At 59.4% G+C, this 22782-nt stretch carries 21 protein-coding genes; 12 read left to right on the top strand and 9 right to left on the bottom strand.

Going from position 1 to position 22782, the window contains the following annotated elements; all coding sequences use genetic code 11:
- Positions 1 to 4 precede the first annotated feature (4 nt).
- On the bottom strand, positions 5 to 1516 hold the full coding sequence (locus tag HKK57_RS18535) for a nucleobase:cation symporter-2 family protein (protein WP_029293981.1): 1512 nt from the start codon (positions 1514 to 1516) through the stop codon (positions 5 to 7).
- 172 nt (positions 1517 to 1688) lie between these two features.
- Here HKK57_RS18535 and HKK57_RS18530 point away from each other — a divergent pair, with 172 nt between their 5' ends.
- Together HKK57_RS18530 and HKK57_RS18525 are read left to right on the top strand one after the other, a co-directional pair.
- Positions 1689 to 2639 carry a LysR family transcriptional regulator gene (locus tag HKK57_RS18530; protein ID WP_169390526.1) on the top strand — a complete coding sequence of 317 codons (951 nt, stop codon included), beginning with the start codon at positions 1689 to 1691 and terminating at the stop codon, positions 2637 to 2639.
- A gap of 142 nt (positions 2640 to 2781) precedes the next feature.
- Positions 2782 to 3615, top strand: a complete 834-nt coding sequence (locus HKK57_RS18525; RefSeq protein ID WP_104910656.1) for a nucleoside-binding protein — start codon at positions 2782 to 2784, stop codon at positions 3613 to 3615.
- On the opposite strand, the gene punC is transcribed toward HKK57_RS18525, so the two are convergent.
- Positions 3612 to 4796 carry a purine nucleoside transporter PunC gene (gene punC, locus HKK57_RS18520; RefSeq protein WP_029293975.1) on the bottom strand — a complete coding sequence of 395 codons (1185 nt, stop codon included), beginning with the start codon at positions 4794 to 4796 and terminating at the stop codon, positions 3612 to 3614. The genes HKK57_RS18525 and punC overlap by 4 nt on opposite strands.
- Before the next feature lie 122 nt (positions 4797 to 4918).
- On the opposite strand from punC, the gene punR reads away from it, so the two are divergent.
- A complete protein-coding gene (gene punR / locus HKK57_RS18515) occupies positions 4919 to 5836 on the top strand; it encodes a DNA-binding transcriptional activator PunR (protein WP_029293973.1) in 918 nt (305 codons plus the stop codon).
- On the opposite strand, the gene HKK57_RS18510 is transcribed toward punR, so the two are convergent.
- Positions 5828 to 6994: an aspartate aminotransferase family protein gene (locus tag HKK57_RS18510; protein WP_169390525.1), complete on the bottom strand. Its 1167-nt coding sequence runs from the start codon at positions 6992 to 6994 to the stop codon at positions 5828 to 5830. The two genes, punR and HKK57_RS18510, sit on opposite strands and share 9 nt — an antisense overlap.
- A gap of 98 nt (positions 6995 to 7092) precedes the next feature.
- Here HKK57_RS18510 and HKK57_RS18505 point away from each other — a divergent pair, with 98 nt between their 5' ends.
- A complete protein-coding gene (locus HKK57_RS18505; protein ID WP_169390524.1) occupies positions 7093 to 7998 on the top strand; it encodes a LysR family transcriptional regulator in 906 nt (301 codons plus the stop codon).
- Here the strand turns inward: HKK57_RS18505 and HKK57_RS18500 are convergent.
- On the bottom strand, positions 7995 to 8618 hold the full coding sequence (locus HKK57_RS18500; protein ID WP_029293966.1) for an HAD family hydrolase: 624 nt from the start codon (positions 8616 to 8618) through the stop codon (positions 7995 to 7997). The two genes, HKK57_RS18505 and HKK57_RS18500, sit on opposite strands and share 4 nt — an antisense overlap.
- Positions 8619 to 8827: 209 nt before the next feature.
- The gene (gene fabV, locus HKK57_RS18495) at positions 8828 to 10021 is read right to left on the bottom strand and encodes an enoyl-ACP reductase FabV (protein WP_029293964.1); all 1194 of its coding nucleotides are present in this window, start codon (positions 10019 to 10021) and stop codon (positions 8828 to 8830) included.
- A gap of 328 nt (positions 10022 to 10349) precedes the next feature.
- Here fabV and ppnN point away from each other — a divergent pair, with 328 nt between their 5' ends.
- From ppnN to HKK57_RS18475, 4 genes are all read left to right on the top strand, one after another.
- A complete protein-coding gene (ppnN, locus tag HKK57_RS18490; protein WP_092231573.1) occupies positions 10350 to 11723 on the top strand; it encodes a nucleotide 5'-monophosphate nucleosidase PpnN in 1374 nt (457 codons plus the stop codon).
- Positions 11724 to 11897: 174 nt separating this feature from the next.
- Positions 11898 to 12155: an AbrB/MazE/SpoVT family DNA-binding domain-containing protein gene (locus HKK57_RS18485; protein WP_029293960.1), complete on the top strand. Its 258-nt coding sequence runs from the start codon at positions 11898 to 11900 to the stop codon at positions 12153 to 12155.
- Complete coding sequence (locus HKK57_RS18480) at positions 12152 to 12547, top strand: PIN domain-containing protein (protein ID WP_070994575.1); 396 nt, start codon at positions 12152 to 12154, stop codon at positions 12545 to 12547. The genes HKK57_RS18485 and HKK57_RS18480 overlap by 4 nt, the downstream gene beginning before the upstream one ends.
- 72 nt (positions 12548 to 12619) lie before the next feature.
- Positions 12620 to 12994: a hypothetical protein gene (locus HKK57_RS18475; protein WP_029293956.1), complete on the top strand. Its 375-nt coding sequence runs from the start codon at positions 12620 to 12622 to the stop codon at positions 12992 to 12994.
- A gap of 23 nt (positions 12995 to 13017) precedes the next feature.
- On the opposite strand, the gene HKK57_RS18470 is transcribed toward HKK57_RS18475, so the two are convergent.
- The 3 genes from HKK57_RS18470 to HKK57_RS18460 are packed head-to-tail and all read right to left on the bottom strand — an operon-like array spanning position 13018 to position 15904.
- Positions 13018 to 13923, bottom strand: a complete 906-nt coding sequence (locus HKK57_RS18470) for a DMT family transporter (protein ID WP_169390523.1) — start codon at positions 13921 to 13923, stop codon at positions 13018 to 13020.
- Positions 13924 to 13937: 14 nt separating this feature from the next.
- The gene (locus tag HKK57_RS18465; protein ID WP_169390522.1) at positions 13938 to 14909 is read right to left on the bottom strand and encodes a 2OG-Fe(II) oxygenase; all 972 of its coding nucleotides are present in this window, start codon (positions 14907 to 14909) and stop codon (positions 13938 to 13940) included.
- Positions 14910 to 14911: 2 nt separating this feature from the next.
- On the bottom strand, positions 14912 to 15904 hold the full coding sequence (locus HKK57_RS18460) for a hypothetical protein (RefSeq protein ID WP_169390521.1): 993 nt from the start codon (positions 15902 to 15904) through the stop codon (positions 14912 to 14914).
- A gap of 123 nt (positions 15905 to 16027) precedes the next feature.
- Here HKK57_RS18460 and HKK57_RS18455 point away from each other — a divergent pair, with 123 nt between their 5' ends.
- Positions 16028 to 16876: a LysR family transcriptional regulator gene (locus HKK57_RS18455; protein WP_029293949.1), complete on the top strand. Its 849-nt coding sequence runs from the start codon at positions 16028 to 16030 to the stop codon at positions 16874 to 16876.
- A 108-nt stretch (positions 16877 to 16984) separates the two neighbouring features.
- Here the strand turns inward: HKK57_RS18455 and mqo are convergent, their stop codons facing one another.
- The gene (mqo, locus tag HKK57_RS18450) at positions 16985 to 18631 is read right to left on the bottom strand and encodes a malate dehydrogenase (quinone) (RefSeq protein ID WP_029293947.1); all 1647 of its coding nucleotides are present in this window, start codon (positions 18629 to 18631) and stop codon (positions 16985 to 16987) included.
- A gap of 490 nt (positions 18632 to 19121) precedes the next feature.
- Here mqo and HKK57_RS18445 point away from each other — a divergent pair, with 490 nt between their 5' ends.
- The 3 genes from HKK57_RS18445 (at position 19122) to tal (ending at position 22728) form a co-directional block, all read left to right on the top strand.
- Positions 19122 to 20309 carry an MFS transporter gene (locus HKK57_RS18445; RefSeq protein ID WP_092231583.1) on the top strand — a complete coding sequence of 396 codons (1188 nt, stop codon included), beginning with the start codon at positions 19122 to 19124 and terminating at the stop codon, positions 20307 to 20309.
- Between the two features lie 249 nt (positions 20310 to 20558).
- Positions 20559 to 21545 (top strand): tRNA dihydrouridine(20/20a) synthase DusA, encoded by a 987-nt coding sequence (dusA, locus tag HKK57_RS18440; protein WP_169390520.1) that lies wholly within the window; start codon positions 20559 to 20561, stop codon positions 21543 to 21545.
- Between the two features lie 256 nt (positions 21546 to 21801).
- Entirely contained in the window at positions 21802 to 22728 is a 927-nt protein-coding gene (gene tal / locus HKK57_RS18435; RefSeq protein WP_029293848.1) for a transaldolase, read from the top strand.
- The last annotated feature ends 54 nt before the right edge of the window (positions 22729 to 22782 follow it).

Below are 22782 nucleotides of genomic sequence, written 5' to 3'. Positions count from 1 at the left end.
CGGGCTAAACCTCGCTGGTTTCAGCCCTGCCCGGCGCCGTCGCTTTGTGCTGCGAGTCCGCTACCACCGGTATCTCCTTGCCCTCGGCGTCAAACAATTTGCCTTTGCTGAAGTAATCCCCATCCCGCAGTGCCGCCACATCCTGGAAGCACAGGCTGCGCTCGGTGCCAGCGACGAACACCGATTGCTGGTCTGAGTTACCGGCGGTGAAGTGGTTGAACGCCAGGTTCAGCAGGATCGCCATGATCGCCGAGGAACTGATCCCCGAGTGGAAGATGGTGGCGAACCAGCTGGGGAACTGATCGTAGAAGCTCGGTGCGGCAATGGGGATCATGCCGAAACCGATGGAGGTGGCGACAATGATCAGGTTCATGTTGTTGCGGTAATCGACCTTGGACAGTGTGCGGATCCCGCTGGCCGCCACGGTGCCGAACAACACGATGCCGGCGCCGCCCAGTACCGAGGTTGGTACTGCTGCAATCACCCGGCCCATAAAGGGCAGCAGGCCAAGGATCACCAAGAACAGGCCGCCCGTGGCCACCACGTAACGGCTCTTGACCCCGGTCACCGCCACCAGGCCGACGTTCTGGGCGAAGGCGCTTTGGGTGAACGAACCGAAGATCGGCGCGAACATGCTCGACAACATGTCTGCCCGCAGGCCGTTGCCCAGGCGCTTGGAGTCAACCTTGGTGTCGATGATCTCGCCCACCGCGAGGATATCCGCCGAGGTTTCCACCAATGTCACCATGACCACGATGCACATGGAAAGGATCGCGGCCACATGGAAAGTCGGCATGCCGAAGTGGAACGGCGTGGGGAAGCCGATCATCGGGCCTTGGGTCACGGTGGAGAAGTCCGCCATGCCCAGAAATACCGCGATCAACGTACCAAACACCATCGCCAGCAGGATCGACAGGCGCGAGATAGTGGCGCTGCCCACCTTGCTCAACAACAGCACCAGCACCAGAGTGATGGCCGCCAGGCCAATGTTCGGCATGCTGCCAAAATCGGCGGCGCGGCTGTTACCGCCCATGGCCCAACGGGCGGCGACCGGCATCAGCGTAAGGCCGATGGTGGTAATCACGATCCCCGTGACCAGGGGCGGGAAGAACTTGGTAATTCGCGAAAAGATCGGGGTGATCAGCAACCCGATCAGCGACGCGGCCATCACCGCGCCAAGGATCGCCGGCACACCGCCCGCACCGTCGCTGCCGACAATCGCCACCATGGTTGCCACACCGGCAAACGACACCCCTTGCACCAAGGGCAACTGGCAGCCAAAAAACGGTAGGCCCAGGGTTTGCAGCAACGTGGCCAGGCCACCGGCAAACAGTGACGCGGCGATCAACAGGCCAATATCGGCCGGGGACAACCCGGCCGCCTGACCGACGATCAACGGCACGGCCACGATACCGCCGTACATGGTCAGTACATGCTGCAGGCCGTAAGCCATGTTGGCAGCGACGCCAAGATTCTCATCTTCTGGCCGTTGCGGTGACGCCTTCGGGATAGTCATGGTGAGGGGATCTCTGTTTTTGTTGTGCGCTCACTGTATGCAATAGAAAGATTGGATGTCCATAGAGTTGTATACAATCATTTCCACAAGATGCCTGGCATCGACGTTACAAAAATCCATTCAGCCGCCCTGCCCCAAGGCTTGAAGCCGTGCCCACAAGGATCAGAAAAAAATGCTCAACCGCACGCTGCGCATCCACTCTGCGGCCATTGGCTACTTCGATATGGTCCGCCGCTGCCATTCGATCCGTGAAGCCGCGCGCCGATTGAACGTCGCCTCGTCGGCGGTGAACCGGCAGATTCTCAAACTCGAAGACGAAGTGGGCGCGACCCTGTTCGAGCGCCTGCCCGGCGGGCTGCGCCTGACCGCTGCCGGGGAAATCCTGACTCGCCATGTGACCCTGGTGCTACAGGATGTGGAGCGGGTACGCGGCGAACTGGAAGGCCTGAACCAGATACAGACCGGGCATGTGGAAATCGCCACCGTGGAAGGCGCGACGGTGGAGTTGCTGCCCGCCGTGCTCAGGCGCATGCGCCAGCGCTATCCGGCGGTGACCATCGGTGTGACCGTGCAGGGTTCACAATCGATTCCGGCAGCGGTGATCAACGGCCAGGCAGACCTGGGGTTGGCCTTCGCCCTGCCGCGCAGTGCGGAAACCACGCAACTGTGTGTCGGCCATTTCCGCCTTGGTGCGTTGGTGGCACCGGGACATCCACTGGCCGCCCATGCCAGCGTCAGTTACACCCTGTGCGCTGAACACGGGGTGATCCAGGCCAACAGTGAACTGTCGATCCATCACTTGATCGCCCCACTGCACAAACGTTCGCCGGCCGCGTACAAACCGTTGCTGCAAAGCAATTCCATGGAACTGGCACGGCAGTTGGCGCGCCAGCAGCTAGGGGTGGCATTCCAGACACGGATCGGGATCGAGGCCGACTTGGCCAGGGGTGAACTGCTGCATATCCCCTTGAGCGATCAAGGCGGGATGTTCAGCGACCTGGGCCTGTATGCGCGCAAGGGCCGGGATTTGCCTACGGCGGTCGAGTCGATGGCCTACCTGATCAGCGAGGAAATCGCTTTGCGCGAACGTGAAGAATCCGCTTGTACCCCCCGTATTTCCTGACCTTCGGGCCAACTTGCGCGCTGCCGATTCGGCAGCAGGCCAGTCGATATTCTGTTCTTTGAGCATCACAGCGATTGTGCCGATACTGCGCCCGGCGGCCCGGCACGGCTGCCATGAGCCAAACGCCAAAGGAACTAAAACAATGAAAAAGGCACTGCACGGCGCAACCGTTTTACTCACACTCCTCGGCGGCGGGGAGGCTGTCGCGGTGGAATGGATGAACAACAGCGTAGGATTTCGCTACGGGCAACAGTTCACCAATCCGAACAACCCCAACGAATTCAGCAAACGCATCTACAGCTTCACCCACGCCAGTGGTTATCAGTACGGCAGCAACTTTCTCCATCTCGACGTATTCCTGTCCGACAGCCGCGACCCGCGCAAAGGCACCGACCACGGTGGCAGCGAAGTGTATGCGGTCTATCGGCACCAACTGTATGCATCACGGGTATTCGACAGGCCACTGGGCACCGGGCTGATCAAGGATTACGCGCTGACCCTGGGCTTCGATGCCAACCGCAACAACAACCTGGCCTCGGCCAAAAAACGCGCCCTGGTGCTCGGGCCGACCCTGAAGTTCAATACCGTCGGGGTGCTGGACCTGAGCCTGATGTACTACAAGGAAAACAACCATTCCGGTATCCCTGGCGCGAAGGATCCGAACCATACCTTCGACGACACCTACATGCTCAACCTGACGTGGATGCGCCCGTTCGAAATCGGCAACCATGGCGCGAAGTTCCAGGGGTTCATCAACCATGTCGGTGACAAGGGCCACGATTACAACAGCCGCGACACCGCCGCCGAGACCCTGGTGCGCACCGCGCTGATGGTTGCGGTACGACCGGGTAAAAGCGTCAAGCCCAACCTGTACCTGGGGGTGGGCTACGAATACTGGCATAACAAGTTCGGTGTAGATGGCGGCCGAGGCAGCCGCACCTCGACGCCAACCGTGAACATGGAAGTGACGTTTTAAGCGGCCGCCAACTGCGACTCATCCGACTTGGGCCGCGCCAGCCAGTAACCCAACACCGCCAGCGGCGCGGTCGCCAGCATCACGATTGCGGTGATCTGCAAGGGCTCTTCGATCAGCGACGACACCAGCAGGCTGGCGACGAAGCACAAACCCAATTGCAGAGTGTTTTGCAGCGCGGCAGCCTTGCCGGAGTTTTCCGAAAAAGGCATCAGCGCATTCGCCACCACAATCGGGTAGCTGGCGCCGTTGACCAGGGCCATCAGGCAGAACGGAATCAGCAAGGTGGTCAGTGTCGGCACCGTCAGGGTCGCCACCAGATACAGCGCCACCATGCTGATGCAGTACGCCACCAGCAACCAGGGCAACAGGACTTTGCCCTGGAATCGTTGCAAGGCACTGCGGCAACTGTAGCCACCCACCAGAAACGCCAGGGTCGGCAGGACGTAGCTCAGGCCTATGTCATTGGGGCTGTAGCCCATGCCACCGAGAATAAATGGCGATGCGGTCAGCCAGGCGAAGAAACTGGCGGAGCACGCGGCAAAGATCATCACATTGCCGGTGAACACCCGCGACTTGAACAGTTGCCCGTAGCCCAACCGGGCTTTTTCGCCATCGGCGGCCAGGCGCTTGGGCATAGGTTTGAGTAACAGCGTGGGTACCAGCAATAACAGCGAGACGCCCAGCAACACGGCGAAGATCGCCTGCCAGCCCCAGTGATTCAACACCACCGCACCCAACAGCGGTGCCAGCGCCGGTGACAGGGACATCAGCGGCATGATGCTGGCGAAGACCCGATGCGCCTTGTCCGCCGGGTAACGGTCAATCACCAGCGCCTGCCAACTGACGGCAGCGCTACACACCCCAATCGACTGCACAAAGCGCAAGGCCAGCAGTTGCGGCGCGGTCTCGACCCAGAACATCCCCAGGCAGCCGAGCACAAACAGGCTCAGGCCGGCCAGCAGGATTGGCTTGCGCCCCAGGCGATCAGACAGTGGCCCCCAGAGCAGTTGCCCCACGGCAAAACCGGCGAGGAAAATGCTCAGACTGGCGCCCACCGCACCGGGTGAAATCTGCAGGTGCTCCCCCATGGCGCCGAACGCGGGCAAGTACATATCCATGGCCAGGTAGCCGAGCATGCTCAGCCCCGCCAGGTACCAGGTAAAACCAAAAGAATTTTTCATTGAAGCCTTGTAGGTACTGCCATCAAACAATTTGCTGACTGGCGCCTATTATGAAGCTGACAGTTGAGCTGTGAAGCGATAATAATTGAACACTCTTATCAATATTTTTGAAGGCAGCGCCCATGTGGTCCGAATACTCCCTGGATGTGGTGGATGCGGTAGCCCGCCATGGCAGCTTCAGCGCCGCCGCCCAGGAACTGCACCGCGTACCCTCGGCCATCAGCTACACCGTACGGCAAATCGAGGAATGGCTGGCGGTGCCGTTGTTTGTCCGCCGCCACCGTGATGTGGAACTGACACCTGCCGGCCGCCTGTTCATCGACGAAGCCCGTGGCGTGATGAAAACCATGCTCGGCACCCGCCGCCTGTGCCAGCAGGTGGCCAATGGCTGGAGCGGCCAGTTGAAAGTGGCGGTGGACTCCATCGTCAAACAACAGCGCTGCCGGCAGTTGGTCCTGGACTTCTATCGCCAGTTCCCCGACGTGGAACTGCTGCTGGAGTACGAGGTGTACAACGGCGTGTGGGACGCCCTGGCAGACGAACGCACCGATATCGTGATCGGCGCCACCAGCGCGGTGCCGGTGGCCAGCCACTTCACCTTTCGTGACATGGGGCTATTGAACTGGTTATGCGTGGTCAGCGCCCGGCATCCGCTGGCGCAGGTCGAGGGTTTGCTCAGTGACGATCAACTGCGGCCCTTTGCGTCGCTGTGCATGACCGACACCTCACGCAACCTGCCCAAGCGCGACACCTGGACCCTGGACAACCAACGGCGCCTGGTGGTCCCCAACTGGGCATCGGCCATGGATTGCCTGCAGGATGGGCTCTGCGTCGGCATGGTTCCGGCGCATCTGGTGCAACCGTTGATCGACAGTGGCGAGTTGGCGGCGCTGCAACTGTCACGGCCCTTCCCGGCCAGCCCGTCCTGCGTGGCCTGGGCGCAGAACAAATTGTCCCCGGCCATGACCTGGCTGCTGGAGTACCTGGGGGACAGCCAGACGATGAACCAGGAGTGGCTGAACGGGCCAGATTTACAGTAATCGAGCGATGGCCCGCACAATCATCTCCACCTCCTTGCTATCCAGGGTCAGGGGCGGCAGCAGGCGAATGACCTTGCCCCGCGTGACATTGAGCAACAACCCCTGCTCCCGTGCGGCCCGCTCGGCCAGGTCGCGCTGCGGCGTGGCCAGTTCAATGCCGATCATCAAGCCGCGCCCACGGATCGCCAGCACTTGCGGGTGCTCGCTCAATTCCACCCGGAGCCGCGCCAGCAGCCGCTCGCCTTGATGCGCGGCGTTCTCCAGCAGGCCTTGTTCCTCGATGATATCCAGCACCGTACAGCCCACGCGACACGCCAGCGGGTTACCGCCAAAGGTGCTGCCATGGCTGCCGGGGGTGAAGAGCTTGGCCACCGCGGCCCGCGCCAGGCAGGCGCCAATCGGGATACCGTTGCCCAGGCCCTTGGCCAGGGTCATGACGTCCGGGACGATTCCCTCATGCTGGAAAGCAAACCAGGTGCCGGTACGCCCGATGCCGGTCTGGATCTCATCGAGCATCAATAGCCAACCATGCTGGCTGCAGTGCGCGCGCAGCGCTTTCAGGTAACCCGGCGCCGCCAGTTGCACACCACTTTCGCCCTGGATCGGCTCCAGCAATACGGCAACTATCCTGGGGCCGAACTCACGCGTCACCGCCTCCAATGCCAGCAAATCACCAAAGCCCACCTTGATGAAATCCCCCGGCAAACGCTGGAACCCCAGGCGCACCGACGGCCCATCGCTGGCGGCCATGGTGCCCAGGGTGCGGCCGTGGAAGGCGTTCTCCATGACCACCACCAACGGCTGCTCGATGCCTTTTTTCCAGCCATGCAGGCGCGCCAGTTTCAACGCGGTTTCATTGGCTTCGGCGCCGGAATTGTTGAAGAACGCCTGATCCAGGCCAGACAACTGGGCTAACCGTTGGGCCAGGCGCTGCTGCCAGTCAATGCCGTACAAATTGGAGGTATGCAACAGCAACCCGGCTTGCTCGCTGATTGCCGTCACCAGCCGCGGGTGGGAGTGACCGACATTGGTCACAGCGACTCCGGCCACGGCGTCCAGGTACTCACGGCCCTGCTGGTCCCACAGGCGCGTGCCCAAGCCACGGGTAAAACTCAGGGCCAGGGGTTGATAGGTGGTCATCAGGCAAGCGGCGGTCATGGCATCGGGCTCCATAGGGGTCAGGGCCTTAGTATCGTTAGCCACTCAAGCTGGATAAACTGCGCACATCTGCAATGACTTTGAATCAAGGGTTGATAATGGATTTGTTCCAGGCAATGACCGTCTACGTCAAAGTGGTAGAGGCCGGCAGCATGACCGCGGCGGCCCAGGCTTGCGGCCTGTCGACCACCATGGTCGGCAATCACCTGCGCGCCCTGGAGCAACGCCTGGGCGTCAGCCTGCTTAAACGCACCACCCGTAAGCAAAGCCTGACCGAGTTCGGCGGCCTCTATTACCAGCGCTGCCTGGAGGTACTGGGGTTAGTGGCCAACTCCGAGCAGTTGGCTGAGCAAATCCACAGCGAGGCGCCACAAGGGTTGCTGCGCATCACCGCCCCGCCCGCGTTCGGTGCCGAGCGCCTGGCACCGGCGCTCAGTGAGTTTTCCCGACGCTACCCAAAGATCCAGCTGTACGTGGTCCTGAGCAATCAAGCCATGGACCTGATCGATAGCGGCTTCGACGTGGCGATCCGCTTGGGTGAACTGCAACCTTCCAGCCTGATCGCCCGGCCGTTGCAGGACTACACCATGACCCTGTGCGCGTCGCCGGACTACCTGGCGCGCCGGGGTACGCCCCAGCAGCCCATGGATTTGCAGGCCCATGACTGCCTGGCGTTCGCCTACCCTTCGACCGATGACTGGCGCAACGCCGACAAACTCTGGCGCCTGCGCGCAGCCGACGGTGAAGTGGAAGTCGCCGTGTCCGGGCCCATGACCATCAACAGCTCCCAGGCGCTGCACCGTGCCGCTGTCGAAGGCATGGGCATCGTGATGCTGCCCGACGCCCTGGTCGGCGCCGATCTACTGGCGGGGCGGCTGGTGGCGCTACTGCCAAGCTACCAGTCACCCTCGCGCTCGATGCACCTTTTATATGCGCAGGACCGCTATCGCCTGCCCAAGCTGCGGGCGTTTGTCGACTTCGTGATAGAACAATGGGCGCGCTAGACGCTCACCCCCAAGGCCTGCAACTGGCGCCGGGTCTGCTCGGGTGATACGTGGTGAATACCCTGCCAGCCCAGGGCACTGGCGGCATTGGCGTTTTCGGCCACATCGTCGATAAACACCAGTTCTTCGGCCCGGATATCCGGCAGATGGGCACGCACCTGATCGAGGCTGGCGCGGTAGATCGCCGGGTCAGGCTTGATCAGCTTCACCTCGCCGGACACCACGATGTTGCGAAAGTATTTGAGAAACGGGTAGTTGGCGCGGGCATAGGGGAAGGTTTCTGCGGACCAGTTGGTCAAGCCGAACAACGGTACTTTGGCTTCATGCAGGTCTTCAAGAATCGCCACGCCATCGGCGAGCGGGCCGCGCAGCATTTCATGCCAGCGGTCGTAGTAGGCCCGGATCAAGGCCTCATGTTGCGGGTGCTCGGCGATCAGGCTGTGGGTAGCCTCAGCCAGGGTGCGCCCAGCGTCTTGTTCAGTGTTCCAGGCCTGGGTACAGATGTTCTCGAGGAACCATTGGCGCTCCTCGTCACCGGTAATCAGCTTGCGGTACAGATGCTGCGGGCTCCAGTCAAACAGGACACCGCCGAAATCAAAAACTACTGCACGAATCGTCATGAAGATCCTCCGTTAGCCTAGTGTGATAACGGACGCAGTCTGGCACACCAAGGTCAAGAAGGGGCAAGCAAGGAAAGGTAGGACGGTTCCCAAATGTGAGCTTTTGTAGGAACCGGCTTGTCGGCGAAAAACCCGAGAACGCCACGGGGCGCCAGGCACCCCGCGTAATCGTTGACGATTTTCGCCGGCAAGCCGGCTCCTACAAGGGGTTAAGCCTGGACCAGGCCTTCGATCTTCACGGTCGGATTGACGTCAGCGTCGTAATCCACGCCATCAATCTCAAAACCGAACAGACGCAGGAACTCGGCCTTGTAGCCGGCGAAATCGCTGATCTCGTTGACGTTGTCGTCGGTGACCTGGTTCCACAGCGCCGCGACGGCGTCCTGGACCTTTGGCTCCAGCTCAGCCAGGTCGGCACGCAGGCGGCCATCGGCGTCAAGCTTCGGCTCGCTGCCGTACAGGCTGTCCTTGAACAGGCCGTAGACCTGCTCGATGCAGCCTTCGTGGGTGCCCTGCTCTTTCATCACTTTGAACAGCAGCGACAGGTACAGCGGCATGATCGGGATTGCCGAGCTGGCCTGGGTGACCACGGCCTTGAGCACCGATACACGGGCATCGCCCTTGAGTGCAGCGAGGTTGTCGCGCAGGGTCAGGACTTTCTTGTCGAGGTCTTTCTTGGCCTCGCCGATGGAGCCGTTCCAGTAGATATCCTGGGTCAGCTTTTCGCCCAGGTAAGTGAACGCGGTAGTCTTGGCGCCTTCGGCCAACACGTCGGCGTCACGCAGGGCGTCGATCCACAGCTGCCAGTCTTCGCCGCCCATCACTTTGACGGTACCGTCGATTTCTTCCTGGGTCGCCGGCTCCAGCGTGGTGTCGACCACAACGCCCTTGTCGGTGTTGATCCCGCGCAGGGTCACAGCCTTGCCAATCGGCTTGAGGGTAGAGTTATGCACGACGCCTTGCGGGTCGGTGCGGCGTGGCGCGGCCAGGCTGTAGACCACCAGGTCGATCTTGCCCAGGTCTTTCTTGATGGTTTCGATGGTCAGGCGCTTGATCTCGTCAGAGAACGCATCGCCATTGATGCTCTTGGCGTACAGGCCTTTTTCGGCGGCAAACTTGTGGAAAGCGGCGCTGTTGTACCAGCCGGCAGAACTGAGCTTGCCTTCTTCGCCTTCTTTTTCAAAAAACACGCCAAGGGTGTCGGCGCCACAACCAAAAGCGGCACTGATACGTGCTGCCAGGCCGTAGCCGGTGGACGCACCGAGCACCAGGACTTTCTTCGGGCCGCCTTCGATGGCACCGTGCTCGGTCACGTAGTCGATCTGCTCTTTGACGTTCGCTTCGCAGCCAACAGGGTGGGCGGTCACACAGATAAAGCCACGAACCCGCGGTTTGATGATCATAAAATTTCTGCCTCTTCCAAGGTGCCGATGGCCAATGGTGGCCATTACGGCGTCAATCGTACTGGTCTATGACGTCCGAAAAACCGAAGCGTCACGATAGTCGCAATTCTTCTGTTCTCAAAATCCAATCCACAGCGGGGAAAGGCACTATATTTTTCCAACAAGGACGCGAATTCAGCAAATTGTGCGGCATGATGAAGCTGTACGGAGTTTGCGTCCTGCCTGTAGGGCAGGGAAAATGCCCGTCCTGTGCGACCGTATTCGGCGCTCGTCATCCTCATGCCACTGGCTGTTCATCGCCCGGTGGCTGCGCTTTCAGGGAATAAGAATGCCTCAACGCCAAGTCATCAATGCCTCCGTCAGCCCCAAGGGCAGTCTCGAAACGCTGTCGCAACGTGAAGTCCAGCAACTGAGCGAAGCCGGTTCCGGCAGCATCTATACGCTTTTCCGCCAATGCGCCCTGGCAATCCTCAACACCGGCGCCCATATCGACAATGCCAAGACCATCCTCGACGCCTACAAAGATTTTGAAGTCCGTATCCATCAACAGGATCGCGGCGTACGCCTGGAACTGTTGAACGCGCCCGCCGACGCATTCGTCGATGGTGAAATGATCGCCAGCACCCGGGAAATGCTGTTCAGCGCCCTGCGCGATATCGTCTACACCGAAAACGAACTCGATAGCCAACGCATCGACCTGAGCACCTCCCAGGGCATCACCGACTACGTGTTCCACCTGCTGCGCAACGCGCGCACGTTGCGGCCCGGGGTCGAGCCAAAGATCGTGGTGTGCTGGGGTGGGCACTCGATCAATACCGAAGAATACAAATACACCAAGAAAGTCGGGCACGAACTGGGCCTGCGCAGCCTCGACGTGTGCACCGGTTGCGGCCCGGGCGTGATGAAAGGCCCGATGAAGGGCGCGACCATTTCCCACGCCAAGCAACGCATCACCGGCGGGCGCTACCTGGGCCTCACCGAGCCGGGCATCATCGCCGCCGAGGCACCGAACCCGATCGTCAACGAACTGGTGATCCTGCCGGATATCGAAAAACGCCTGGAAGCCTTCGTGCGCGTCGGCCACGGCATCATCATCTTCCCAGGTGGCGCTGGCACGGCCGAAGAGTTCCTGTACCTGCTGGGCATCCTGATGCACCCGGACAACCGTGATGTGCCGTTCCCGGTCATCCTCACCGGGCCCAAACAAGCGGCGCCGTACCTGCAACAGCTGCATGCGTTTGTCGGTGCGACCCTCGGTGAAGCGGCCCAGGCCCACTACCAGATCATCATTGATGACCCCGCCGAAGTCGCCCGGCAGATGACCGCGGGCCTGAAGTCGGTCAAACAGTTCCGCCGCGAGCGCAACGACGCCTTCCACTTCAACTGGCTGCTGAAGATCGACGAAGGCTTCCAGCGCCCGTTCGACCCGACCCACGCCAACATGGCCAGCCTGCAACTGAGCCACGCCCTGCCCGCCCATGAACTGGCGGCCAACCTGCGCCGTGCGTTCTCGGGGATCGTGGCGGGTAACGTCAAGGACAAGGGCATCCGCCTGATCGAACAGAACGGGCCCTATGAGATCCACGGCGACCCGACCATCATGAAGCCGCTGGATGAGTTGTTGAAAGCGTTCGTGGAGCAGCACCGGATGAAGCTGCCCGGCGGCGCGGCGTATGTGCCGTGCTATCGAGTCGTGCAATAAGGCAAATTGCCAGGTCATAGGTTGTATTGCTTTAGGACTGTCTGTGGGGTGTCGAGGGAACGAAAGCGGACTAGGGTTTTAACTATTCCGATCACTGACCCCACAGAAGAGCAACCTATGGACCAACGGATCTTGTCCTCCATTATTCCTTACCCTAAGGTAAGGAATATCCCGATGGAGACCTTCATTATGGCCACCGCCACACTCACCTCAAAAGGGCAAATCACCATCCCCGTTCAAGTCCGGACCGCATTGGGCCTGGACACCGGAGACCGGGTGGAGTTTGTCGAAATGGAAGACGGCAAGTTCGCCATCATCGCCGCCAACCACAGCATCCAGGACCTCAAGGGGCTGATCCGCAAACCCGCCAAGGCCGTCAGCATTGAACACATGAACCAGGCAATCGCCGCGCAGGGAGCGAAGGCTGGATGATTGGCCTGGATACCAATGTGCTGGTGCGCTACGTCACCCAGGATGATCCGGCGCAATCGGCCAAAGCCTCGCACCTGATCGAATCCCTGACCGTTGCTGCGCCCGGTTTCGTCAGCCTGGTTTCGGTGGTGGAACTGGTCTGGGTACTACAGAGCTGCTACCCCTGCACCAAGACGCAAGTGGTAGCCGTTCTGGAAACCCTGTTACGTACCCGCGAACTGATCATCGAGCATGCCGAAGTCATCTGGCAGGCCGTGCGCCGATTTACCACAACCAAGGCGGATTTCGCCGACTGCCTGATCGAACGCTGTGCCCACGCCGCCGGGTGTGAATACACCGCCACCTTTGATCTAGACGCCGCGAAAGCCGCTGGTATGCGGCGCCTGGGCTGAACCCTGGCGTTGCTGCAACGGGCCTGCTTTGGTAAAACCTGTGTTCCATTGCCCCTTGAGAGACTGCCCAACGTGCGTACGCTTCTGCTCGCTGCCCTGCTCCTGACACCCGCCCTGGCCTTGGCGCAAACCATCGCCTGGCCCGACCTGCCGGAGACCTGCTTTGTCAGCGGGCGGTCCGCCACCAACGAGGATGTAGACAGTGGTTGCGCGGCGTTTCTGATCAATGTGAAGGGCAAGGCAGCCGGTACACCGATCAAAATGGACATTCCCCAATACGCCATGCACATCGAGGCAGGTACGCTTAAGGAGACCCCGGTGGTCATCATCCAGGCGGAACAGAATGGCAAGATCAAGGCTGTGGGGTACAAGGAGGTGGGCACCGAACAACTGGGGGCAGCGTTACTCAAGGAACTGCGGTTGCTGGGAACGAAAAAGCCGACCTAGTGGGGCAAAAAAGCGCTCACGGCTTATGGCGTACACACCATGGTTTGTCGTTTCAAACGCACCAGAATCAGCCCCGCCACCACCACCACGATGCCCACATAAGTCGACGTATAAATCACATCGCCAAACATAAGTGCTGCCCAGACCAACGTCACGGGTGGCTCCAGATAAACCAGGACCGCCACATGGGTGGCCGTCATTACCCTTAGCAGCATCCAAAGGCTCAGATACGCGATAAACGTTGAAAAAACCGTCAACCAAACGATCGAGATCAACACGCCAGCCCCCTGCGGAACATTCAACGTATCGGTGTAAAGCACTGCAGCGGTAAAGCCGATCAAGGTAACCAGCGACTGAATGAACAGCGACAGGCTCAGCGTACTGCGATGAGTTTGCGTCAGTGCTGCGCGGCGCTCATACAGCGTTGCCATCGTCAGCCCCAATGCCGAAACAAGCGGCAGTAAATACATGACCAGCCCGACCTCGGCACCGCTATTGCGGTATTGCCCAGCGATCACAATCGACACGCCACAAAAACCGATCATCAACCCCAACCACTGCCAGCCCCCGCTACGCTCCACGGTACTGCCTGACGAAAGGGCCGCTGTCATCAGCGGCTGTAGGGCAGCAATGATCGCCGCAATGCCTGGAGGCAAACCATTTTGAATGGCCACATAGACACAACTCAAATAGAGAAACTGCGACAAGAAACCAATCACCGCATGATGGCGGATTTGCGCCCAGGAAATCTTCAGCAGTGCGACATTCAAAAACAGCGCCAGGCACACTGACACCAGCAAGAAACGCCAGAACAGCAAGTTGAACGCGCCGGCATCCTGGGCGCCCATCTTGGCCCCAATGAAACCGGAACTCCAAGACAGGACAAATACAACCTGCAATAGCAGTAGCTTCAGCGCATCCAGGCGCATGAGTTTGAGAAACCTCATAGGCGAACCGCAAGGTCGGCAAAGGTAACAGGCTCAATATCGAGCCGCCGGTATTGCTCATCGGCAGGTAAGGCCAAGTCGCGCTTAAGTTGAAGCCATGGACTGATCGTCCTCAACACACCGTCATCGGAAGCAAGGTGCCAGAACTTGTTCACATCGGCTGTGCTGTAAGGACAATGGAATGAAAGCACCAGCGACATGCGCCTACCGGAGATGAGTGGGCGAACCCCATGAAACACACGACTGCCGTAGATATAAACAGCATCACCGCAGGCCTTGGCCACACTGGTGCAAAGACGTTCACCCAAGTCATTCACATCAAAGAGCTCGTTTGGCCCCTCAAAAAAGACAAACTCCCCACCCTCATACTCGTCAGGGCCCGATAGCAGGATATTCAAGACGAAACTCGTACCATCGGTATGCCACATGCCGACTTGGGCCTTGGCCTCGGGGGCCTGGGGCGGGTAAAAATAGTTAACCTGCGAACGCGCCCGCAAAAACGGATGTGGCACCAAGGGAACGCCTGCAATCCGTGACACCGCTAACAAGAAGGCGCGACTGCCCATCATTTCCCGCAGCAGGGTCGAAGATTCGGTAGCCGCCCGGGTACGATTGGAAATAATCCAATCACTGGTGGTAGAGCCTGCTTCCAATTGATAACAGGCCCGGCGTAATTGCACGACGCCTTCTTCACTGAACAACCCCGAAACCTGTGCCACTGCTGTCAACTGTTCAGCCGCGGCAATATCCACCGACGAACTGGCATAGCCCAGTTCGGCTAGGCTTCGCTGGTACCCAAGCACAGGCGCCGTCTTGTTCAAGTAGCCATCATTCCAATGCTGCAAGGTATCCAGCAATGCACCAGGATGCTTGCAGCGCAACGATGATGGCGAAAGCGATGCCTGCAATGCCAACTTCAGCCGTCCGGCCCCCTGTGCAAAGACGGGTAGGTCACTGTCTCGCCTCATCGTTACAAACCTCCCTCGTGGTCCAGGCAGTACTCAGCCAACTGATACATGACACTGCCATCGCCACTGCAATACTCGCCAATGACCCGGCAACTGCCGTATTCCTGCCGCACACGGATGAATTGTTCACGGGTGTATTTCAGGCAGACATTCGTCAACAGATAGCCGTCATTGTGACCATCATTGACCGGGAGCAACGTTGCGGCGACGCGGTAGCAGTGGTCGTGGTGCTCAATCTGGGAAATGACGACTCGATGGTCATCCGTTTTCTTCAAGCCCAGTTTCAAACCGATCAGGTCAGAAAACCGGCTCATGCAATCGTGCCCATAAAAACGATGGATATGCGCGTCCCCCCCAGCGGTGGACAGCTGCATTTCTGATAAGACGTACGTTCGCGTACCGCCCACCCGGCGGATGATCTCGCCAATGGTATCGGGCAACTCGTTGCCCTCTTGAAACCCCAGCATTGTGATCAGCGTTACATCCTGCCCCCGTTCGAGCTGATGCCTGTGCAGGTCACGAAAGTCAGTGGCCAGGTAGGAAAACCCTTGGGGAGTTGGCAGCAGCGGTTCTACCACTCGACGCATGACCGCCTGCGAAGCGCTATTGATATCCACTGCTGTGTAGTGTTGCGGTTCGCTGCCGCAGTCAAGCAAATAGCCCATCAGCGCAGACGTCTTCACCGGTTCCGGACCCAGCTCAACGTAATGCAAGCTCCCCGGTCCCAGAAGATCAACCAAGTCAGAGGCAACCGAATACAGGATTTCGCCCAAGGAGCCCGACCCACAAGGCGCGGCACACAAACCTGCACCGCTTATGCCCTCAGTGTTCAACGTTGTCATCAGTGCCAGTATTTCTTCACTGACCTGTTGATTCAGGGCCGAGGTATACCCAGGCAATGTCGAATATTTCTCAGCGTTTTCAATCGTCCAAATGTGCCCGCCAAACTCATGATGACTCTGCAAAGATGCGACAACCAGCGTGTTGATATCCATATGTACGCTCCGACTCTTTTTATTCGATATGCAGGCGCGCTCCTGTTTGACCCAAAGACTAGGATGAAGGCATGATTTTGTATATTTGAATAATCCGCATAACTAATCCCGAAAAGAGGGATCATGAACAAGCAACTGAACATTGACCTCTTGCGTACCTTTCATGCTGTTGCCCGCTTCAGGCGTTTCAACGAAGCCGCCAACCATGTGCATCGCAGCGCCTCGACCGTCACGACACAAATTCACAAGCTGGAGAACCTGGTAGGCCAGAGGCTCTTCAGTCGCAACAACCAGGGCGTAGAACTGACGATGTATGGCAAGAAATTGCTGAGTGAGACCACTGATTTCCTGAAAAGCCATGACCGTTTACTCGCCTCGCTAACCCCACAGCGCATGCAGGGCAAAATCCGCCTGGGTTTACCTGACTCCTACGCGCCGGCGTTTATGCGTGACTTCCTTCCGCAACTGATTGCAGACAACCCTCTGCTCGAACTGGAAGTGGAGGCAAGGTCCAGCGGCGAACTGTCCATGATGTTCAGTCGTGAGCAAGTTGACCTGGCATTGATCGTCAGCGCGCAACCGCTGGAACAAGGCGAGCGGCTGGGTGCAATACAGCCGGTGTGGGTCGTGGCCGAGCACTTCCAGAGACCTGAACAGGCACCGCTTCCCATCGCCGTCCAGTTGAGCGGGTGCCCATACCGGGAGTCGGCCCTGCGTGTGCTGAAAGAGCACGGGGTGTATTACCGAATCCTGCTTGAGAGCGCCAGTTCAACAGCCGTAGAAGCCGCCATCATGTGTGGGTTGGCGGTGGGGCTGATCGAGGAGGAACGTATGGTCGCAGGGCTGACCCAAGTCATTCCTGGCGTTCAGTTACCGGGGTTGTCGCCGCATCAGGTTTATCTACTGTCTGATAGCGGCAATCACCTGGCGCTTCATCTGCATGAACAGGTCAAAAAAGGTTTCCGTATTTGACCGGTGTAAATACATCGAAACGCCACAACCAAAAAACCCGCTGACCGTTTCCGGTTCAGCGGGTTTTCAAGTATCGATGCAGCCCTGGATCAGGACTGCCTCAACCGCTTACAGCGCGATATCAGCCGCCGGCTTGCTCGGCTCGGCCGCAGGCTTGGCAGCCTCGGTCGCTTGAGGCGCTGCCATTTCAGGAATGGCTGGCGGAGGCGTCAGTTGCAGAACCTTGGCGGTGTAGGCCCATTCTTGCGCAACGCGCTCAGGGCTGCCGTTCAGCTTGGTGCCATAGCTTGGCACGATCTGCTTCAGCTTTTCCTGCCAGGCCGGGGTAGCGACCTTGTCCTTGAACACTTTTTCCATCACGGTCAGCATGATCGGCGCTGCGGTGGACGCACCTGGCGATGCACCTAACAGGCCTGCGATGGTGTTGTCGGCAGAGCTGACCACTTCGGTACCGAGTTTCAGGACGCCGCCCTGCTCTTCGTCACGCTTGATGATCTGCACACGCTGACCGGCCTGCCACAGGCGCCAGTCTTCTTTCTTGGCGTTCGGGAAGTACTCTTGCAGCGCCTTGAAGCGGTCGTCATCCGACTGCATCAGTTGGCCGGCAAGGTACTCGACCAGCGGGTATTCACGAATACCGACTTTGGTCATTGGCCAGATGTTGTGGGTCGTGGTGCTGGTCAGCAGGTCCAGGTACGAGCCTTCTTTCAGGAACTTGGTGGAGAAGGTCGCGAATGGGCCAAACAGGATCACGCGCTTGCCATCCAGCACACGGGTGTCCAGGTGCGGCACCGACATCGGCGGCGAACCCACCGAAGCCTTGCCATAGGCCTTGGCCAGATGCTGCTCGGCAATCGTTGGGTTCTCGGTTACCAGGAACGAGCCGCCAACCGGGAAGCCGGCGTATTCCTTGCCTTCAGGAATGCCCGACTTTTGCAGCAGGTGCAGGGCACCGCCGCCCGCGCCGATGAACACGAACTTGGCGTCGGTCTCGGTCTTGGTGCCGTCTTTCAGGTTTTTGTAGCTGACGCGCCACGAACCGTCGGCGTTCTTGGTGATGTCCTGCACTTCGCTCGACAGTTTCAGGTCGAACTTGGGCGTGGTCTGCAGGTGAGCGACGAACTGGCGGGTAATCTCGCCGAAGTTCACATCGGTACCGATCGGAGACCAGGTAGCGGCGATTTTCTGGTTCGGGTCACGCCCTTCCATCATCAGCGGAACCCACTTCTTGATCTGTACCGGATCTTCGGAGTATTCCATGCCGGCAAACAGCGGGCTCGCCTGCAGCGCTTCGTAACGTTTCTTCAGGAACTTGATGTTGTCATCGCCCCACACAAAGCTCATGTGCGGCGTGGAGTTGATGAACGAGCGAGGGTTCTTCAGAACGCCTTGCTGAACCTGCCACGACCAGAACTGGCGGGAGATCTGGAACGCTTCGTTGATCTCGACCGCTTTCGGGATCTCAACGATGCCGTCCTTGTTTTCCGGGGTGTAGTTCAGCTCAGCCAACGCGGAGTGACCGGTACCGGCGTTGTTCCAACCGTTGGAGCTTTCTTCGGCGACGCCGTCCAGGCGCTCGACCATCTCCATCGACCATTGCGGCTCCAGCTCATTGAGCCAGACACCCAGGGTCGCGCTCATGATGCCGCCGCCGATCAGCAGCACATCAACTTTCTTTGCCTCTTCCGCCTGAACGGAAGTAATCCCCATCGACAAAGCCAACCCCAGCAGGGCGGTGTTCACTTTTTTAAACATCGTAGCACCTATGATAAAACGCCTTCCGCCCGACCGCCCTCGACCTTCCGGCAACCGTGGTGCGCAAAACATCAGGCAATGTTTTGCTGGTTCCCGTACTCGCAAGAACTGCAGGGTGGGCACACAAGGCCGACGTATCGACCTCACTTTTATGTCCCTTCTGCGCTGACTTCTTATCATTATTGGCTTCAGCTACCTCGGCGACAGCCAATCGCTGGGACGTATGCGGATGTACGCACCAGAGAAAGACTAGACCAAGACGGCGCGCAGAATATCACGGCAAAAGGCGTTTATGCGCCGTTTGGCCAATTGACAGCTCTAAATCGAGGGTTTTAACGCGCCAGTGTCAAGCGCGGGAGACGCGACGTGGAGTCACAGGGCCGCCATCCACATGGAACTCTGTGAAAAAAGCCTGTTCTAGACACTTTCGCCGCTGCTTACGTAGGATCGGCGGCGTTCCTTCGTGCAATCCACTCAAACAGAGCGATCCATGTCTATCCACCAAACACCCGGGCACGTACTGCCCGCGCGCAGCGCCGCCAAAATGGAAGCTGCCATGGCCGTGGGCGCTTTCGCGATCGGCACCGGCGAATTCGCCATCATGGGCCTGATGCCCGACATCGCCGGCAATCTCGGTTTAAGCGAACCTCAGGTTGGCCACGCCATTAGCGCTTACGCCCTGGGCGTAATGGTCGGTGCTCCGCTACTGGCCATCCTCGGCGCCAAGCTGCTGCGCAAACATATGTTGCTGTTGCTGATGGGGCTGTATGCCCTGGGCAACCTAGCCACCGCGTTCACCCCGACCTTTGGCTCGCTGGTGGCATTCCGCTTTATCAGCGGCCTGCCCCACGGCGCCTACTTCGGCATTGCCGCCGTAGTGGCATCGAGTATGGTGCCTAACGACAAACGCGCCGGTGCCGTCGCCCGCGTGATGATGGGCCTGACCCTGGCGATGCTGCTCGGCAACCCCATCGCCACCTTCCTCGGCCAGCATCTGGGCTGGCGTTCAGCGTTTGCCCTGGTCAGCGTGATCGCCCTCTTCACCATCGCCCTGGTCTGGCAATTCGTCCCCCACCGCCATGATGAACAACGTAGCGACCCGCGCAAGGAACTGCGCGCCTTCACCAAGCCGCAGGTGTGGATGGCGCTGTCCATTGGCGCTATTGGCTTTGCGGGAATGTTCTGCGTATTCAGCTACCTTGCCCCGACCATGCTGGAAGTGACCAAAGTGTCGCCGCAGTGGATCCCATTCGGCCTCGCCGCGTTTGGCGTGGGCGGCATTATCGGCAACATCGCGGGCGGCAAATTGTTTGATCGCATGCAGTTTCGCGCAGTCGGCTTGATTCTGGTGTGGTCGATGGCGGTGTTGCTGTTTTTCCCCTTCGCGGCGTCCTCGCTATGGGGCGTGCTGCTGAGCATGGGCCTGGTCGGCACCATGGTGGCCTTGGCCGCACCGTTGCAGATCCGCCTGATGGACATCGCCCATGAAGCACCGAGCTTGGCCGCGGCTTCCAACCATGCCGCGTTCAACCTGGCGAATGCCCTGGGACCGTGGTTTGGCGGAATGGCAATTACCGCAGGGTATGGCTGGACCAGCACCGGCTACATAGGCGCAGCGACAGCACTGGTCGGTTTAGGCCTCTACCTGATCGCCCGCCGCATGAAGGGCGGGCACTAACGCCCACGCCACTGAACCCACCGGCGCGCCAATATGGGAACGCCGGTCCTCACAAAGCTCTGCAACTGATGGCGCGCCTATCACGCAGGGTTTTCTCCCACACTTCCTGGGACTCTCGACCAGCGAAATCCGTACAACCGCATTAATACTCCAGACCTGCGTGCGCCATGAAAGCACTCGCCTCTCCCGACACCCAAGATCCATCCCTGATAAACTGCGCGCCACTCGCCTTGTTGACTCAGATTCCCAATGTCCTTACAAACTGCTGCACTCTCACGCCGCTTCTCCGTCGCGCCGATGATGGATTGGACCGACCACCACTGCCGCTACTTCCTGCGCCTGCTCTCCAAGCACGCCCTGCTCTACACCGAGATGGTCACCACCGGCGCCATCTTCCATGGCGATCACGAACGTTTCCTGCGGCACAATGAAGCCGAGCACCCGTTGGCGTTGCAGTTGGGCGGCAGTGTTCCGGCGGATTTGGCCGCTTGTGCCCGCATGGCCCAGGACGCGGGTTATGACGAGGTGAATCTGAACGTCGGCTGCCCCAGCGACCGGGTGCAGAACAATATGATCGGGGCATGCCTGATGGGGCACCCCGCTCTTGTGGCGGACTGTGTGAAGGCAATGCGCGATGCGGTGTCGATTCCGGTGACGGTCAAGCATCGTATCGGGATTAACGGGCGGGACAGTTATGCCCAGCTGTGTGATTTCGTCGGGCAGGTGAAGGACGCCGGTTGCACCAGTTTTACCGTGCATGCGCGGATTGCGATTCTGGAGGGGCTCTCGCCCAAGGAGAATCGGGACATTCCGCCGCTGCGTTATGACGTGGCGGCGCAGTTGAAGCGCGATTTTTCCGAGCTGGAGATTGTTCTCAATGGCGGGATCAAGACGCTGGAGCAATGTGCAGAGCATTTGCAGGTGTTTGATGGGGTGATGCTGGGGCGCGAGGCCTATCACAACCCGTACTTGCTGGCAGAAGTGGATCAGCGGCTATTTGGCAGTACGGCGCCGGTGATCAGTCGGGCCGAGGCGTTGGCGCAGTTGCGGCCGTATATCGCCGCGCACCTGGCTACGGGTGGGGCGATGCATCACATTACGCGGCACGTGCTGGGGTTGGGCACCGGGTTTCCTGGGGCGCGCAGGTTTCGGCAGTTGTTGTCGGTGGATATTCATAAGGCTGCGGACCCGCTGGCTTTGCTGGATCAGGCTGGGGCGCTGCTGGAGGGTCGCTGACGGAGGGTGCCAGTCAGTTTATGCGGTGCTCGGTCCGTCGCTATCGCGGGCAAGCCCGCTCCCACCTTTGATCTCGGCGTTTATTGCATCGGGTTGAACCCGATTACGATTTTGCCCTCCTATTTACCTGCAAGGTCGGTCATTCAAACGCCTGTTTTCAGGTTGTTGCCCTCGCAAACGATCGAACGCATTTGCGCCCTTGAGCGGCTAGCAGCCCTCGGGTAATGTCATCAGACCCATAGGACAGAGCACGCCCATGACTTCCAAGCTGGAACAACTCAAGCAATTCACTACTGTAGTTGCCGACACCGGCGATTTTGAAGCTATCGCTCGCGTCAAGCCGCAGGATGCCACCACTAACCCTTCCCTTCTGCTCAAGGCTGCGTCAATTCCAGCCTACGCCAAGCTGCTAGATGCCTGCGTGCAGGATTGCAACGGTGATGTGGGCCTGGCCAGTGACCGTTTTGCGGTGGCTGTCGGTCAAGAGATCCTCAAAGTGGTGCCGGGGCGTATTTCCACCGAGGTGGATGCGCGCCTGTCGTTCGACACTGACGCGGTACTCAAGCGTGCGCATCGCCTGATCGACCTGTACGAAAAGGCAGGTATTGGCCGCGACCGCGTGCTGATCAAGATTGCATCCACTTGGGAAGGCATTCGCGCCGCCGAGCAATTGGAAAAGGAAGGCATCCAGACCAACCTGACCCTGCTGTTCTCCTTCGCCCAGGCCGTGGCCTGCGCTGAAGCCGGGGTGTTCCTGATTTCGCCGTTTGTCGGTCGTATCTACGACTGGTACAAAAAGGCCAATGGCAACGACTACACCGGCACCGATGATCCAGGCGTGCAGTCGGTAACGCGCATCTACAACTACTACAAGGCCAATGGCTACAAGACGGTGGTGATGGGCGCGAGCTTCCGTAACCTGAGCCAGATCGAAGAGTTGGCCGGCTGCGACCGCCTGACCATCAGCCCGGACTTGCTGGAGAAACTGGCGGCCGACAATGGCAAGCTGGAACGCAAACTGGCGCCAGGCAATGCCGGTGAACCTCGTGTGCACATGACAGAAGCGCAGTTCCGCTGGGAGTCCAACGAGGATGCGATGGCCACGGAGAAGCTGGCTGAGGGCATTCGCCAGTTTGCTCGTGATCAGGAGAAGCTGGAGGCATTGCTGAGCGCCAAGCTGTAAAAAGCGGGCGTGGTAAAAAGGGCGGCATCCGTTAGGGTGCCGCCCTTTTTTGTA

This window comes from Pseudomonas sp. ADAK21, from assembly GCF_012935735.1.
Classification (GTDB): domain Bacteria; phylum Pseudomonadota; class Gammaproteobacteria; order Pseudomonadales; family Pseudomonadaceae; genus Aquipseudomonas; species Aquipseudomonas proteolytica.
This window is presented reverse-complemented; position numbering and strand designations above follow the sequence as displayed.